The organism is Vibrio sp. OPT18, assembly GCF_015163615.1.
GTDB lineage: Bacteria > Pseudomonadota > Gammaproteobacteria > Enterobacterales > Vibrionaceae > Vibrio > Vibrio coralliirubri.
The window spans coordinates 242581-259651 of the sequence record NZ_JADDYK010000073.1; the positions used below are offsets into that span (position 1 = coordinate 242581).

The 17071-nt window shown below is 43.3% G+C and carries 16 protein-coding genes; 12 read left to right on the forward strand and 4 right to left on the reverse strand.

Annotated elements, in window-relative coordinates; all coding sequences use genetic code 11:
* The 5 genes from IQQ51_RS27395 to IQQ51_RS19235 all read left to right on the forward strand — a co-directional run.
* Positions 1–912 (forward strand): magnesium transporter (locus tag IQQ51_RS27395; protein ID WP_228013013.1); only part of this gene is annotated, 912 nt, incomplete at its 5' end.
* A 36-nt stretch (positions 913–948) separates the two neighbouring features.
* The gene (locus IQQ51_RS19220) at positions 949–1599 is read left to right on the forward strand and encodes a MarC family NAAT transporter (RefSeq protein ID WP_017091757.1); all 651 of its coding nucleotides are present in this window, start codon (positions 949–951) and stop codon (positions 1597–1599) included.
* A gap of 187 nt (positions 1600–1786) precedes the next feature.
* Positions 1787–2464, forward strand: a complete 678-nt coding sequence (locus IQQ51_RS19225; protein WP_102462207.1) for a hypothetical protein — start codon at positions 1787–1789, stop codon at positions 2462–2464.
* 74 nt (positions 2465–2538) lie between these two features.
* The gene (locus IQQ51_RS19230; RefSeq protein WP_012600215.1) at positions 2539–3240 is read left to right on the forward strand and encodes a hypothetical protein; all 702 of its coding nucleotides are present in this window, start codon (positions 2539–2541) and stop codon (positions 3238–3240) included.
* Positions 3241–3536: 296 nt separating this feature from the next.
* Positions 3537–4469: a LysR family transcriptional regulator gene (locus tag IQQ51_RS19235; RefSeq protein ID WP_193841848.1), complete on the forward strand. Its 933-nt coding sequence runs from the start codon at positions 3537–3539 to the stop codon at positions 4467–4469.
* A gap of 118 nt (positions 4470–4587) precedes the next feature.
* Here the strand turns inward: IQQ51_RS19235 and IQQ51_RS19240 are convergent, their stop codons facing one another.
* Positions 4588–6321: a mechanosensitive ion channel family protein gene (locus tag IQQ51_RS19240; RefSeq protein ID WP_193841849.1), complete on the reverse strand. Its 1734-nt coding sequence runs from the start codon at positions 6319–6321 to the stop codon at positions 4588–4590.
* Positions 6322–6610: 289 nt separating this feature from the next.
* Positions 6611–7651, reverse strand: coding sequence for an alpha/beta hydrolase (locus tag IQQ51_RS19245; protein WP_193841850.1), 1041 nt, complete (start codon positions 7649–7651; stop codon positions 6611–6613).
* Between the two features lie 408 nt (positions 7652–8059).
* On the opposite strand from IQQ51_RS19245, the gene IQQ51_RS19250 reads away from it, so the two are divergent.
* The 3 genes from IQQ51_RS19250 (at position 8060) to IQQ51_RS19260 (ending at position 10492) form a co-directional block, all read left to right on the forward strand.
* The gene (locus IQQ51_RS19250; protein WP_228013015.1) at positions 8060–9898 is read left to right on the forward strand and encodes an alkyl sulfatase dimerization domain-containing protein; all 1839 of its coding nucleotides are present in this window, start codon (positions 8060–8062) and stop codon (positions 9896–9898) included.
* 205 nt (positions 9899–10103) lie between these two features.
* Positions 10104–10313, forward strand: a complete 210-nt coding sequence (locus IQQ51_RS19255; RefSeq protein ID WP_050632835.1) for a hypothetical protein — start codon at positions 10104–10106, stop codon at positions 10311–10313.
* A 14-nt stretch (positions 10314–10327) separates the two neighbouring features.
* Positions 10328–10492 carry a hypothetical protein gene (locus IQQ51_RS19260; RefSeq protein ID WP_228013017.1) on the forward strand — a complete coding sequence of 55 codons (165 nt, stop codon included), beginning with the start codon at positions 10328–10330 and terminating at the stop codon, positions 10490–10492.
* A 100-nt stretch (positions 10493–10592) separates the two neighbouring features.
* Here IQQ51_RS19260 and IQQ51_RS19265 read toward each other — a convergent pair whose 3' ends face one another.
* Entirely contained in the window at positions 10593–11381 is a 789-nt protein-coding gene (locus tag IQQ51_RS19265) for an AraC family transcriptional regulator (RefSeq protein WP_012600208.1), read from the reverse strand.
* 98 nt (positions 11382–11479) lie between these two features.
* On the opposite strand from IQQ51_RS19265, the gene IQQ51_RS19270 reads away from it, so the two are divergent.
* From IQQ51_RS19270 to IQQ51_RS19285, 4 genes are all read left to right on the forward strand, one after another.
* On the forward strand, positions 11480–12373 hold the full coding sequence (locus IQQ51_RS19270; RefSeq protein ID WP_193841851.1) for a DMT family transporter: 894 nt from the start codon (positions 11480–11482) through the stop codon (positions 12371–12373).
* Between the two features lie 193 nt (positions 12374–12566).
* Positions 12567–14189, forward strand: coding sequence for a peptide ABC transporter substrate-binding protein (locus tag IQQ51_RS19275; protein WP_193841852.1), 1623 nt, complete (start codon positions 12567–12569; stop codon positions 14187–14189).
* 407 nt (positions 14190–14596) lie between these two features.
* Positions 14597–15100, forward strand: coding sequence for an acyl-CoA thioesterase (locus IQQ51_RS19280; RefSeq protein WP_019822926.1), 504 nt, complete (start codon positions 14597–14599; stop codon positions 15098–15100).
* 236 nt (positions 15101–15336) lie between these two features.
* Entirely contained in the window at positions 15337–15609 is a 273-nt protein-coding gene (locus IQQ51_RS19285; protein WP_193841853.1) for a hypothetical protein, read from the forward strand.
* 561 nt (positions 15610–16170) lie between these two features.
* Here the strand turns inward: IQQ51_RS19285 and malG are convergent.
* Positions 16171–17061, reverse strand: coding sequence for a maltose ABC transporter permease MalG (malG, locus tag IQQ51_RS19290; RefSeq protein ID WP_019822930.1), 891 nt, complete (start codon positions 17059–17061; stop codon positions 16171–16173).
* Positions 17062–17071 lie beyond the last annotated feature (10 nt).

Sequence of the window (17071 nt, forward strand, 5' to 3'; positions counted from 1 at the left end):
ACCATCGACAGTTTGAGCGCAATATTAAGCGCAGAAGAACACAACTTAGATCGACTAGAGTGGCGCTACGTTTACTTGCATGACACTGAAGGCAGCTATTTAGGCGGGCTGAAGATCCGTGATGTACTGCTGCTACCACGTGGTACGTCATTAAGGGAATACATAGATACCACAGTGCCCGTTATCAGCCCTGACACGGATCTAAATACGATTAAAAGTACGCTGGACACCACTTTACACCCCGTTGTTCCCATCGTTGATGAACAAGGTTTCCAAATAGGCATCGTCGGTTTTAAACATCTCAATGAAGCCTTATACCAACGTTCGAAGCAGCAAATGCTGGAGCAATCCGGTGTATTTGGAGGTGATGAGTCTCGCACCATGCCAGTACTAAAACGTAACCTACGTCGACTCGCCTTTTTATTGCCTTCAGTCGCCTTAAGTTATGCCGCAATTTCAATCATTGCTATTTACGAACCCATCATTGAACAAATTGCCGTCTTAGCGGCCGTGTTGCCGCTTGTCGCCAATCTTTCTGGTGCGGCTGGGAATCAATCCGTTGCAGTGTCGATACGTGAATTATCTATGGGGCAGATCTCAGCCAAAGACCTGCTGTATGTGGTCGCGAAAGAGATTCCAATCGGCGCGATCAATGGAATGCTAATTGGTGGTGTTCTGGCTCTGCTTACGCTGTTCACGCTTGGTGGGGAGCACTCTGGATTGCCATTGGTTATCGCCATTGCTTACACACTTTCTTCCACTCTTGCCGTCGTGATTGGAGGTACATTGCCCTTGCTACTAAAACGGCTCAACTTCGACCCAGCCATGCTATCAAGCCCAATGCTGACAACCTTAACCGACGCAATTTCGTTCTTCAGTGTTCTGTATCTAGCACACGCTTTTTTACTGTGATTTAACTTTTTCTTCCACCACAAAATGGGGATTCTTATGCATTTAGAAACATTGTTCACCTATATGACACTCACGGTTCTTGGCCTATTACCCATCATGAACCCACCCGCAGCAGCAACGGTTTTACTCGGTTTGAGTAAAGGACGAGATAAGAGCTATATTGTGTCGCAAGCCAAGACGACTGGAGTCTATCTTTTCATTGCCTTGTGCATCACCTTCTTCATTGGTGCATCGGTACTCGAACTCTTCAGTATTTCAATACCGAGCTTGCGTTTAGGTGGTGGCATCATCATTGTCGCGATTGGTTTCAATATGCTGTTTCCTCGCCCCGACAATGGAGCCGCCCCCTCTGGGCAAGATTCAATAGCACTAGTACCTTTAACCATTCCTTCACTGTGTGGCCCTGGTTCTATGGCGATGATCATCAGCCTGGCCGCTCAAATTGCTACTTATGAAAACCACACAAGTATGACTAGCGTCTATGGTGGTGTAGTCGCAGGGCTTGCTCTCGTTGCACTTATTGCGACCTTCACATTAACCATGGCGTACCCTCTGCTCAAGGCGCTTGGTCAAAATGGCATCAATGCATTTACCCGAATTATGGGCTTCCTATTGATCTGTATGGGAGTACAGTTTTTCACTCTCGGGATTCAAGAAATCGTTCTTGAAATCAATGAACTCTTATAAGTAAACAAACCGCCCAATTTTGAGCCTCAGCCATTTTTGGTTGGGGCTTTTTTATGTCTATACCCAAGTAACCTCAAGGTGCTTGGGTATATACGTTTAGCAAATATGAATCGCTGTAATTCATAGTCTATTCCCCGGTCAGTAAATAAAATAGCGGCATAAACAAACACAACTTGGATTTATATTTATGAAACTAACTAAAACATCTCTATTAATTGCATCACTTATTTCTTCACCTTTAGTCCTTGCAAATAACAATGTTGATTTCTCTGACTCTAAACAACATTATTCGGGGTTTGATATTGGTTATGGCAGCAACGATTTTGATATTGGCCTTCAATATGCCAAGTCACTAAATAACGATTGGAGTTTGCTAAGTTCATATAGCAGTGACGACAATTTTGATAACCACGAATTGGGATTTGATTTTCAAAGAAGCGATGGCTTAGGGCTTGTTTTTGAGTATGAACATGATACCAACTTCCAATCCGATAATTTGCGCGCGAATGACTATAGCTTCAGTCTCTACAAGGCCAATACGGTTAACGAACAGTTTTCTGTTGTACCTCAAGTAACGCTTGGCAACCTGAAGCATCAACAGATGAGCAGCAGTGTTTACTACACCAGTGCATCACTTGATATGACTTACAACCTGAACCCAAGCATGTGGGTAGGATTCACACCGGAATACACTTACAGCTTAGGTAAAGTGAAAGAAAAGAATGGCAACCAATCGACGCTTAGAGATTGGGATTACACGGCAGAACTTGGTTATCAATTAAATAGCACAAGCGCGTTCGTCTATAGCTATCAATATGATGATGGTAATAACCTTTCATTATTATCTTTTAAACATTCATTCTAAATAATTAGAGCTGCCGGTAATAGGCAGCTCATTTTTAATACCTAATTTTTAAATATTTAAATAAGTGAGACACTTTGAAAACTAAACTAATATTACTGAGCTGTATTATCAGCGCTTATTCCATTGCTGATGAAAACACAATTGATTTTGAGTCCGCGGTAGAAGAGTTTACAGAAGCGACCATTGAAACAACACCCATTGATTTCACCGACCCGACTGCCGCTTATAGCTCCCTTCAATTAGGGTACAGCAATGAAGGCCTTGATGCCGGATTTGGATATGCTAGAGCAATCAATGACGATTGGGCGGGATTGATTTTTGCTCAGTCTCTAAACAGTTTTGACACATACAGAGTCAGAGCCGCGGCACTGAGCACCAATTTCGGTAGTGGCGTTATGGGAGACTATTTATATGATGACCGACATGACACACACACTTTCGTATTGAACGCGATGCAAGTCCTGCCGCTGCATGAACGGCTACTGATTGCACCGACTCTTGGCGCGGGTGTCATATCCAGCGATAACCTTAATAAAGACGTGCCTATTGCTATGGCGCAATTGTACGGTGTCGTTACCATTACAGAGCAAGTCTCTATGATGATAGCACCTATCTACACGACGTCTTTGAGTGACAAAACACTTAAAATCAACACGTTAGATTGGGAAGGTAATTTTTCATACCAAATCGCAGATAACCAAAATATTTCATTTAAGTATAGTATCTACGATGAAACCGACAACAAGGTGGGCATTCACTACACCTATGCGCTGTAGCTACACTCATTCACTATAATGCCCTTGAATCTACCTAAAACGAGTACTCTAACTCGAAGCTCTTGTATCACATCATGCCCTAAGCGCCTTTAGTAACACGGATGTTGCTAGCCCTCCTTTTACTCACTCAAGATATTTAGAACGCCTTTCGTTGAAAGCTAACTTCTGCTCACAGCGCATTGCTGCGAACCGTATCAAACATTCTTTAACACATATCGTTCTTAAACTATTGAACAAAGGCTAATTTCCCTTATTCTTAGGTTACGCTTTCGAACTTCATTACGAAAAGGTAACCCATGAAAGAACTTCAAGACTTAGACCTAAATCTGCTCAAGTTACTTAAAGCGGTTGTTGAAACTCGTAATACCCATGCAGCAGCAGACAAGCTTGGTATATCGCAAACCAGTGTCAGCAGAGGGATGGCGAAGTTAAGAGAAACTTTTGGCGACCAGCTTTTTCTTCGTAAAGCACACGGCGTCGAGCCTTCAGAATTGGCAGAGAAACTCGCCGAAGCGGCCGATGAAATGTACTCCCCTTTGATAAAAGTGGTTGAGTCCTACCACAACTTTGACCCTAAAATATTTACCGGCGAAGTCACTATTGCATTAAATATATTTCTACTTGAACTGTATGGCGATGGGGTTTTTAAGGTTTTGCAAGAAGCTTTACCACAAGCGAGCTTTAAATTGATCTACTGGCAAGATAAAAGCTTGGTAGAAGTACTGAATGGACAAGTCGATTATTTACTACAACTTTCAGGCATTCCATTACCTCAAGATATCTACCAACATAAGCTCACCGTAGTAAAATTGAGCCTAATTGCGCGTAAAGATCACCCTGTGTTAAGTAAAAGCAGTGAATGGGAAGATATTCATCACCTACCAATAACAAGAATCTTAATTGATGGCATTAACACCAAGCGTGCTCCGATTGAAGATCTCTATATATCAAAAGGCTACAGCGCGAATATTGTGCTGGCGACGCATAGCCTCACAGTATTACGAAGCAAGCTCAGAAATTCGGATGCCTTCTCTTTTGGCAGCAGTTTTATGACGGAAGATGATTCGGAACTCCGCTGTTACCCATTACCTAATTTACCAAAAGAAATGCGCCAAATTGGTGTAGAGGGCGGCTACCTACAATCCAAACGAGGCTTCCCACTTCACCAACTATTGCATCAAACCATGCAGAGCTACTTTGATAGTATTGTTCAACCTGACGGTCGATAGCGAGCGAGATTTCTGGCCTCAATTAAAAAACTATTAACGATAAGCTCTGGCCCCTAAAGCGATATATAGGTCGCTTTAGGGGTACGGTGTCTTTAGGTTAATCGTGTCTGAGGCTGCGTTAAGCAGAAGGTGGGCGCACAGCAGAGGTTGCCGCCGGATACATGATGGTATTTTTGATTTCGTACTTATATTCAAAGCTGAAATCAGGAAATGGGAAGGCTTGCTCTTCATGCCACTGCGCAACAACCTGTTCGGCTTTTCGTTTCTGTTCCTCATTGTCATTGGTATTTACATCCACAAGTTGATATTGCGTAGAGTGAGCTATCTTCGCACCAATGCTCTCGACTTGGGTCAATACAGAAAACAAAATATCCTCTTGGACAGCCATGAACTCTTCATGGTCACGACAGCTAATGTAAGCCATCAGATTGATATTGATGGAGTATTCCCCAACACCCATAAGCCTCACTCGAACTGGATCTTCTTCGATGATTGGATGTTGTAGCAACAACCGGCGCAGATTAACGATCAGTACGCGTAATTGCTCAAGGGTGGTTTCAGAACGCAATCTCAACACATGATCCATGCGTCGCTTATCACGTCGCTCCAAGTTATCAATTTCCATGTTGGCAAACTCCGAGTTAGGAATGGTGATTAAAGAGCGCTCTAGCGTCCGGACTCGAGTCGAACGCAAACCAATACTCTCAATGGTTCCTAGTTTGTCTCCATAACGACAAAACTCACCAATCTTTACGCCCCCGTCAGCATAGAGCGTTAATCCGTTGATTACGTTCTCCAATATAGGGCGAATGGCCAGTGCAACCGCTAAGCCACCCACACCCAAACCTGCCAATATTGGGGAGATTGAGAACCCCATAAATTCGATGACATAAATGCCAAGAATCGCGATCGTCAACCCGCCAAATATACGTGCTAATACGGTAATCAGTGACGAATCTACGTGCTTTCCATTGTGCTTTTTGAATACATAAATATCAGCGAAATAATTGAAAATGGCCATAATAAGCCATGAGACGAAGAAGAACTGAGCCAGTAGGAAGAAGGTGGTGAACAGCTGATAAACACCACCTGTAATCCATATCCCATCATCAATCACCCATCTTGCTAAAAACAGCAAATTCACCACGCCCACCAGCGACAACAGTCGACCTGCCCGCCATTTCAAGCCTTTTCCTTCCCAGCGACGATTCCAGCGTTCACCAAGCAAAAAGCTAATTCTTATCATTATCTTACATAGTGACAAAACGCCAGTGAGTGCAAGCCATTGCCATAAAGGAAGCGGCCCATAAAGTTGATTAAAAGATGAAGGTAAAGAAAGAACAAATTGCTTAGAGAACATAGGTCCGGGGCTAATCAGAAATTCCTGATAATAGTCTGGACGAGCTTTGGCATAGTACGGAAGGACTGACATCGTTCTATACCACCGAGAAAGGCTTTGAATGGTGTTAGAACTAAATAGGAACTGATCGGTTCGATCGCCTAGAGTTTGGCGAGACAATACGATCTCAGTATTGCCTAAACGCCAGTGATCAATATCTTCTCCCCTTATTTGCTCGACATTTGGCACTAGCTGATGAGTACCTTGATCAATTCGATCCAACAACTCACGAAGAAGAATTATTTTCTCCATCACGACAACTGTTCGGCTTCGATTCGGAACCATAGACAAATCCATGGTTCTGATCACTTGTGAATAAGCATGCTGCGCTTCTTTAAGATGCAGTGTTTCATTTTTCCAATGCTCGATAACCACACTCGAATCCCTGATGAAGCTCGAAAGAGTATGTTTGGGGCTCGACGTGTCGGCGAGCTCCAAAGCAATACTTTGCATGGCTAGCGCATTAGGTATGGTTAGACATAAGGGTATGGTTAGAAAAACGGCTACTAACATCGAATAAAAACGTCTTATCACAACGATCTCCCGTCATCACTTTGTTCCAATGAAAACATAGGGGCTAGCGAATAAGAATGATCCATGACAGATTGATGTTGAGAGTAATGATAATTAGTTTGTAGTAACGTAGATATACATTTTAAAAGTGAAGTGAATAACGTTGTCATTATATCCTCCAAATAAAAATCCACATCCATGTGATTCAATATTAGCTTACTGAAATAAACTAGTTGATATGTTTATTAAAGAACTGGCCTAACTCATTAATAGCATCTTCAGACTCTGGCATATCGATTAAGATACCACTCATATAATCACCATGAGATTGGCCATCATATATATGCAGGTCAGTTTCTACGTCTGCACTGCGTAATAATCGATGCATACGAACCGTATCACTTAACAAGAGATCTCGAGTACCTGAAATGAATATCGTTGGTGGGAATTCATCAATATCAGCGTATATTGGTGAAATAAGAGGATTATCAAGCGCTTCTCCACCAGCATAGACATCGAAAGTGCCCTCAATCAGCCCTTCTCGCTGACCTAGAGGGTCTAAGCCTTGCATCGTTAACCATGAATCCGATGTCTCTTTAAGGTCGACGGAAGGAGTCCCAACAAACAATGCGCCAGGTGCGGGAAGATCGAGTTCTTGCAGTTTAAGTGTCGTTGCTAACGTTAAGTTGCCGCCTGCGGATGTGCCAAAAATCGCTGTTGATTCTGGTGATTGAGTTTTTATTAGCTCTTTCCATACTGCAACTGCATCATCAATTGCCGCTGGGAATGGATGCAGTGGCGGTTGACGATAGTCAACAGAGATCACCTGAGCACCAAGCCCGTTCGCAACCCAAATAGCTTCTCGTAAAGCTGATTCACCCCCACCGAAAACAAATGCACCACCATGGATATGGACTAGCCACTTATCTTTGTATTCAGGGGCGATATTCTTCGGCGTAACAAAGAACGTATCGACTCCGGCAAACTGCTTAGCTTCATAAGTAACGTCCAAGCGCTCTAGAGCTTGTTGAGCAATCTTAATACCTGGCTCATCAAATTGGGCTTGTAACGCCAACCACTCTGCCGTGTTGTTAGGAACAGGAATTGCCGGTGAGATAACTCTGTTCTCAAATAACTGAGCAAACTCTGTCGATATTCCTGCTGGGGTCGGAACCTTTCGCTCTTGCAGTTCCATTCCAGCAAACGCCGCTGTGCTTGATAAGGTGAGTAGCAATGCAGGAATAACAGTGCGTAGTGATTTGGTTTTCATAGTAACTCCGGTAATGAATCTAAAAGCCGTGATTGGCGAACTGAGGCTATTATTCACGTCCGAATCCATTAGCACTATGAATTAGAGAAATTCAAATTTGATTATAGCTAAGTAGCAATAATGAATTTCTCTAATTCCTACTAATTCTAAAAATCAAATGCGATATTAAATGAAGAAAAGATAAGGAGCTTACATGAAATACTTACCAGCAAGTATGGTATTAACAGGCTATTTAGTTTTCTTTTTTATATTGGTTATGCGTTTAAACAGCTAAACAATATAGAAAGACAACACTCAATCACTTATTTAACTTCTTACTAGCTTAATAAATAAAATAGTAAGAGGAACATTAAATTTAGTATCGGTCATCAGAATTAATTCGGACAGTATTAAACCATGAGAAAACCAATGAAACTTAATTCAACAACAAAATCAATCAAGCTATTCATTCTGACAGCTTCATTAAGCGCAACTGCCATCGCTCAAGACACGATGTTTACCTCTCCACAAAACGTATATAACGACAGTGAAGTAGTGCTGACTAAGTATAACAATGGCGGAGTAGTGAATGCTTCGGTGATAGAAAACGTAGCAAAGACTCAGCCTGAAGAGGCGTACATCAAACAAGTAACAGATGGAGTTTGGGCAATCACTGGCTATCATTTCGGCTACAAAACAGTTATTGAGGGCGAAACTGGCCTTATCATTTATGACTCTGGTGACGACATTGAAGAAGCAACGGAGATCTTGGAATTAGTACGCAAACACATTAGTGAAAAGCCGATCCACACCGTCATTTATAGCCATTCTCATTATGTATTTGGTGCACAAGCGATTCAACAAGCCTTTGATGGCGAGCTCAAAGTGATTGGTCATCCAGAGATCAACAAAAACGTTCTAGAAAGCGGCGGCTTAGGTGCGTCGATTCCTGAATTATCACCAACGCTAACAGCCCGTGCCTATGAGCAATTTTCGGTGCTTCTGCCTGCTGAGGGGCCTGACGCAAAATCACCAACACCGATAGGTAAAACACAAGGGTTTGTGCCAGTAAATACTCCTGTAACACAAGGCCAAACAATGACGGTTGATGGTGTCGAGATGGTTTTCTACACCGACTTTGATAGTGATACCGACGATCAAGTGATCGTCTATCTGCCTGAGTCCAAAACGGTACTCAACAACCACCTATGGCCAACTTACCCGAACTTCTACACATTAAGAGGTTCAGTGTATCGTGATCCGACAGTTTGGGCTGAAGGTATCCGCCTTATCAGAGACTTAAATCCAGAACATCTTATCAACACGCACACTGAACCACTCAGTGGCCATGATGAGATCCAAACCACATTGAACGGTTACTATGATGGAATTATGTACCTCTATGACCAAACTATTCGAGGGATTCTACAAGGTAAAACACCTGAAGAGTTAACCTACTCGGTTCAGTTACCACAAGATCTCGCCGAATTACCCCATAACCAGATGACTTATGGTGAGTTTTCTTATTATCCGAAAAACATCTATTACCATGCGCTTGGTTGGTTTAACGGTGAAGCTGAAACCTTGAACCGTATTGAGCCGAACCTTCAAGCTAAGAAAATCATTGAAGGGTTTGGGGGAGTAGACGCGGTAAAACAAGAGCTAAACAAGACTATTGCCAACAATGAACTCGCATGGTCAGCAGAACTCGGCGGCTACTTAGTCCGTGTTGTCCCGAACGATGAAGAAGCTAAACAGCTTTTGGCAGACACATTAAGACAAATGGGCTACCAAACAGAGGCATCAATCCCCCGATCTTGGTATCTAACCAAGGCTCTTGAATTAGAAGGAAAAGTCCAAATACCAAGCGTGGTGTTTTCAGATGCTAATTCAATCATAGGATCCCCAGCCGAGACGTTGGTGGGCCAATTTCGAGTGCGTCTAGACCCAATCGCAAGCTATGGGGAAGACCAAATGATGGCAATTACGATAAAAGACTCGGATGCCCCAACAATGGGATTGCATGTACGTAGCACTGTCGCTGAGTTTATCTCAGACACCGAAGACTACAATCGCCAAGCTGACCTTGAAATCAGCGTATCTAAACGCACTTGGGCAGAGTACTTTGTTGGGGAGAAGAGCTTAGATCAAATGCTAGAAAGCGCTGACGTGAGCACTAACCACAAAGATGATGTGAGAGGATTCTTTAGCCTCTTTGACCAATTAGACGAATCGAAAACCCGGTTTGTATCCCCATCGCAGTCTTAGACTTGAGCTTCGACATAGACTTAGTTTTTGGGCTTAAACATAGCGATAGCCATGGACTAAACCACTTTTAATCAAAGCCTCCACGACGGAGGCTTTTTGCTATTTATCATGTTCTATTTATCTAAACGCTTGTTACAAAATATCTAATTTAACCAAACACTGAGCTCCCCTAAAATACCAATCAAATGATTAGGGGAGATAGAACATGATTAGCTCAGCACACAATGACGAACTCAACAGATACATAGAAAGACTAGACTTAAACCTTACCAAGGCTCAGGTTCGTGAACTTGGTTGGCAGCAAAGCAATGAAGAGGTAGGAAAAGAAAAAACAGTATTAGGCTCGTGGTTTTTCTTTTCTTTCTTTGGCTTATGTACGTCTGCATGTTTTGCGCTGCTGATGTATATTTCATGAGGATAAACAAAATAATGACCACGTATAACCAGCATGGAACGTTCAATTGGTTCGAGGTCGATGGAGAAACGTACATACTGTTCAAGGTCGGCAGCAACAGTGCTCTATTGAATCAAGACTATGAGGATGTCACCGAACAACAGAGCGAAATATACAGGCTGTTGGGTGCGATTCCATAATCTCCTACTGCACGTATTCACTTATGGTGTATCTATTCATTTATGTTCTCTCTACTCACTAATTAGCGAAAACATCCGTTCTGTTAGGAACAACAACGAACTACAACAAACGGTTCTTATACTGTTCTGGCGTTTGGTTCGCGTAACGTTTGAACATGGTGATAAATGGACTTGCTTGGTTATAACCCAATGTAAGGGCGACCTCTTTAACCGATTGGCCGTTTCTCAACAAGTCCATAGAGTATAGGTAGCGCACTCGCAGTCGCCACTCGGTAAAGCTCATACCAAGCTCCGTCTGGCAATGACGAGAAAGGGTCCTTTCTGTGGTGTGGACACGTTCAGCCCAATCTTTCAGCGTCACTTCATCGGTTGGGTTCTCTTCAACAGAAGCCAATATAGGCGCGAGGTACTTATTGTCGGTCGAAGGTAAAAAGTGGTGTTCAACCTCACGTTGCGCAAGTTGGTCAAGCAGTACCTGGACAAGCCTTTGATCTTGTTCGGTTTCCGCAACATTTATCCCACGATCGCGAAAATCATCGATGATAGAAGACACAATCGGCGTGATCTTTATAAGGCTGGTTTTATCTGGCAGGTGCTGCGTGAGTTCTGGGGCGATATTTAGCGAACAGTAGTCCAAAGGCTTACGGTTATAACTGCAATGCATCACCCCGGCTGGTACCCAAATTGCCAAATGCGGTGGCGCTAGAAATCGGGTGCTTTCCGCTTCCATCTCTAATATACCGCCACTGATCAATTGAACCTGTCCCCATGAGTGGCTATGAACTCGGGTTTCAGTATTCGAAAGAAACGCTTCAAAATTCATAAATACGTTGGATGGTGCCTTATCAATTGATAAGGATGGATGAAGGTTTCTGGAGTGTTTTTTCAAACTTGTCTTCCTATCGCGCCTGATGTCTTTCTAAAGATACTTGTAAGTATAACGACCTGTCAAACTAGCCGCATCAACTCATTTGCGACGGAATTCACATGCATTATCTCTTACCATTTTTTACAGTCTGTATCTGGGGCGCCAATGCAATCGTCAACAAGCTTGCTGCAAGCACCATAGAACCTAGCGCAATGAGTTTTTACCGCTGGTTTTTTGCGATGTTAATTCTCACACCTTTCTGTATTCGCCCTGTGATGAAGCAGTGGGCTGTCATTAAGCCAAACCTATCGAAATTAGCGTTCCTCGGCTTTTTGGGCATGGTGTTGAATCAATCTCTAGGTTACTACGCCGGCTTAACCACAACCGCTTCCAACATGGCATTGATCACGTCTTTAGTCCCGTTGATCAGTGTGTTTCTAAGCGTTCCCTTATTGCACAAGTCCATTTCTAGTTTGAGTCTTGTGGGTGGTGTGTTGTCACTGTCAGGCTTAGCTCTGATGTTAGGTAAAGGCGATCCTTTATTCTTCATGCATCAAGAGCTGACTCAAGGCGATGGCTATATGCTGATTGCGGCCTTTGTTTATGCGTCTTACTGTGTGCTATTGAAACGCTGGAAAATGCCCATCAGTAGCTGGGTGGTGATTTACATTCAAGGTCTGTTTGCTGTCGCGATGCTTACGCCACTTTGGCTTACCAGCGAACAACTTTTACCACCGCAACAAGCACTCCCATTGATAGCTTACGCCGCGGTTGCCGCTTCGATTTTAGCGCCTTGGATGTGGGTGAAAGCGATTGACACCATTGGCGCTGACTCAAGCGCGATGTTCATGAACTTGCTTCCTGTTGTTGCGATCGTATTAGCCGCGACATGGCTTGGTGAAGAGATTAACCAGTTCCACATCATTGGTGGTGTGATGGTAATTTCCGGTGTCATCCTTGCTCAAATCAAAAGAAAACCAAGGCTTGAGGCACCTCTCCCTCAACAAAGCTAAACGCACTACCCAACGCTCACATTAGGGTAAATATTCAAACTCACTTTTCTCACAGTGCCTACTCCCCAGTAGGCACTGTTGTTTTATTCACAAGCCTTTCAAATGCTTTTAATACGCGTTCATTGTGGTTGCAACATGTTACCGACTCAGGTTTAATGCATTGAGTACTGTTTAAGTTGTAAAAGGAATTACAATGACTCAACCAACGACCCCTGTGATCATCTCGTCCCTGCTGGCTTTATCCTCTGCTTCAAGTTTTGCGGCCACTGTTCCTGCTAATGCACCACTAGCTGAGGAACAACATTTTGTACGTGGCAACGGTGCAGAGCCCAATACACTAGACCCAAGCTTCGTAAATTCAGGTATGCCCGGTGACATTATCGTCAATGATATGTTTGAAGGCTTTGTGATTGAGGACAGTGACGGACAAATCATCCCAGGGCAAGCCAAAGAGTGGTCTATCAGCAAAGACGGCAAAACAGTGACGTTTGTATTGAAAGAGAACCTCAAATGGTCGAATGGCGATCCAGTCACTGCATCTGATTTTGTGTTTGGTTGGCAGCGTGCTGTGTCTCCGAAAACAGGTAACAACACGGGTTTTGTTTTTTCGACGGCTAACATCTTGAACGCTAGCGAGATTCTATCAGGAGACAAAGATCCCTCTGAGCTTGGCATCAAAGCATTAGATGAGCGCACGGTTGAAATTTCACTTTCAAAACCTACGCCCTACTTTATGAGTTTAATGAGCATCAAAACCTTCTTCCCTCTACCCGCTGAATTGGTGAAGAAGAAAGGCGATCAATGGACTCGCGCAGAAAATATCGCGACCAACGGTGCTTACACTTTGAGTAAATGGGTGCCTAACGAATACGTTGAAGTCATGAGAAACCCAAATTATTGGGATAACACATCGACAGTCATCAACAAGGTGACCTATTTGGGCTTATCATCTCAAAATGCCGAGCTTATCCGTTATCAAGCGGGTGAAATTGATATGACCAATCGCGTCCAGCTTGAGTACTACCAGAAATTAATCCAAGAAAGCCCTGAACAGATCAAAGCGCAAGCTCTACTAGGTTCGTACGTCTATTCATTCAATACACGTCAAGCACCCTTTGATGACGTAAGAGTACGCCAAGCACTGAGCATGGCCGTCAATCGTGAGATTCTGGTCGAGAAAGTTACAGGTCAAGGTGAGCCAGAAGCATACAGCGTGACGCCGAATAATATTCCTGACTACACAGCGCCTTTATCCGAATTCAATTCTTTAGACAGCACGCAGCGTTTAACAAAAGCCAAAACACTACTTGCTGACGCTGGATACAACAAGAGCAACCCACTCAAATTCACACTGACTTATAACACCAGTGAAAATCACAAAAAGATCGCTATTGCGATTGCCTCGATGTGGAAGCCGCTGGGTGTGAAGGTAGAATTGGAAAACATGGAGTGGAAAGCGTATGTTGCGGCAAAAGGCGCTGGTGACTATCAAGTTGCACGCTCATGGGCTTTTGGTGACTACCCAGAGCCTTCTGCACTGTTAGAGGCATTCACTTGTGGTCACACGGCAAACGAAAGTGGCTACTGCAATCCCGATTATGATGAGCTCTTACAGCAAGCGAGTAAAACGGAAGATCAGTCTAAACGCTTTACTTTATATCAGCATGCTGAGTCGTTACTCAACGATTCTGCAGCAATTATGCCTCTGTATCACTACAATCACACACGATTAGTGCGAAATACACTAAAAGGCTTCCCAAACAATAATCCGAAAGGAAATATCTACGCGAAGGATCTATACTTTTTAAAACAGTAAAAGTGAGCTGATAAGAAAACAATAATCACTACCACTTTAGTGGTAACTGAGATACAGTCACTTTAACTAAACCAAATCAACAGCGGTTAGTTGGCTAACACAAAAAAGGTACCGACATGAGTACCACACGGCTTAGAAACACCTAGCATTGCGCTAGGTGTTTTTTTTGCAATCGACCTATCTAGTGACTTAATCAGTATTTCTATTCTCTTGCTTGATATCACTTCATCCATGTTTGCCATTCGCCTGATACGCCTTTAAGCACCAATATTCATCAACTGATCATCTGTTTGAAAAAAATAGTCTTAACCGTGAGATTATCCGCTTTAACTTATGTCATCTTAAGTATATTGTTACTAGTAAGTAACAAGCATGTTATGCAGCAAAATAATAATGAAGGAAGATAGATGAGCAGTAGCAATAGCCGACAAGATGGTAAACGAGACGTTACTCTGCGTTTTTTAGCTGAACCCGGGGATGTGAACTTTGGTGGTAAAGTTCATGGTGGTGCAGCAATGAAGTGGATCGATTTAGCAGCCTACGCTTGTTCTGCAGGTTGGAGCGGTAAATACTGTATAACAGCCTATGCAGGCGGAATTCGATTCGTTGCCCCAATTCATGTAGGCAACCTTGTGGAGGTAAGTGCAAAGGTCATCTACACAGGTTCATCTTCAATGCATATCGCTATCGACGTGCAAGCAAGCGACCCTAAAGAGCTCAATAACCGCCTAACAACTCACTGTATCGTTATTATGGTCGCTGTTGATGAGAATGGTAACCCGACTAAAGTACCAGAGTGGATACCAGAGACGCCAGAAGACATCGAATTACGAGATTCGGCTATTCGCCTAATGAACATGCGAAAACAGATTGGTGAAGAGATGGAAGCTCACGTGAAGTACCTGAAATAAGGTCCACCAGCAGCCCTCCCCTACAAAACCTTATTACAATGCCAAGCGCCTGCTTGGCATTGATCTATTTGATACCTTCGTGCTCTACACCGCCAAATCCGCTGCACACCCAATACAGACGACAAGAGCGTGATACCCAGCCAAAGGTTGAAATGAATCGGCACTTGTTCACCGATTTATTTTGACTGTAATAAAGTCGTCATTTTGCTCTGATTAAATACCGCCAATCATAATAGATGCATTTGAATTTCTGGGAGCCACTCTTGAGCGTCATACGCCCCACTCTTAGCGAGTCTACACTGAACAATTTAAAGGCTGTTGAGTACCAATGGGTTAGAACTTTGTACGTCGAAGGCTACGACAGCAATGAAATCAACCACTATATCCAAACGTGTTTCGGTGGAGATCAGACATTTGCTGATCTATTTCGTCGCGTGGCACTCGATCAAGAAAGTATCTATGTGTTGTTGCAACACTTAGGCTGTGCTCCCTCGAGCAAAGAGTTCTGATTTCTAACTCCCGCCAAAAACCAGATATATAAATAAAACCACTTTCATAACCCTCGCAAATACCACTTAAAGACTCTGTAACTGCCTCTCGCTTCCCTACACATTTTCAGTGCAATTTCAGATTTTGTTGCATACAAATCATTGAAGTATCACGCATTGGAATATTAGCAACATATCAATAGTACAACGGCCACTTATACTGAGTGTCTGATTTGTGAGACTCGTTCATTTCTACAAGTAACCAAAATGAAGTGGTCGGTATTTAGGAGAGAAGTAACTCGAAACTTTGGGTTTTAAAGTAGATATGAGCGCGATAGTTGACGAGTAACGCTGAGACAAAAAACAAACAGTAGCAGGCATAAAAAAACCCAAGTAAATACCTGGGTTAGAGTTACAAAAACCACTAATCATTAATAGCGTAAGGAACCTGATTAGTAGCCAGCTATGCGTAACCTGAGGGTTATTTTTATTACTGATCGGCGGCCAAACCAAATGATGTAATAAAAATGCCAATATAGAGCGACCTAACGGTCGCTCTTTTTCTTTCTTATAGAGTACAGCTTATCCTTTTACACCACCTGCCGTCAAACCGCCAACTAACCAACGTTGAGCAAGTAAGAACACGATAGTAATCGGAAGTGCTGATAGTACAGCCGCTGCCGCAAAGTCACCCCATAGGTAGTTCTGAGGGTATAGGTACTGCTGCATACCTACTGCTAGCGTGTAAGAGTTCACATCTGTAAGTAGGATAGACGCTACTGGTACCTCACCCACCGTCGCGATGAAAGATAGGATAAACACAACCGCTAGGATTGGCACAGACAGCGGTAGTAGAACCAGTCTGAATGCTTGCCAAGGCGTTGCACCATCAAGGGCTGCAGCCTCTTCCAGAGAGTTATCAATCGTTTCAAAGTAACCCTTAATCGTCCATACGTGCAGTGCAATACCACCAAGGTAAGAGAAGATTAGACCACCGTGTGTGTTCAAGCCTAAGAACGGAATGTATTGACCAAGTTTGTCAAACAGCGCGTAGATTGCTACTAGAGCCAATACTGCTGGGAACATTTGGAAAATCATCATCGCTTTCAGGATAGTTTCTTTACCTTTGAAGCGCATACGAGCAAATGCGTAAGCCGATGTCGTTGACAGTGCCACGATTAAAATCGATGTAACACCTGCCACTTTAATCGAGTTCCATAACCAAGTCAGTACTGGGAACGGCGGTGACGTTACCGAGCCATCTGCGTTCGTCACTGACATACCTAATGCTAGCTTCCAGTGTTCCAATGATGGGTTATCTGGAATCAAACTACCGGTTGCGAAGTTACCTTCACGGAACGAGATCGCGATGATCATAAGTAGTGGGAAGATAATCATTGCCAAGAAGCACCACAACACTGCATGCGTTGCCCACACTCGGTATTTAAGGCCTTTACCTTGTACCATAGCCATTGTCGAGCTC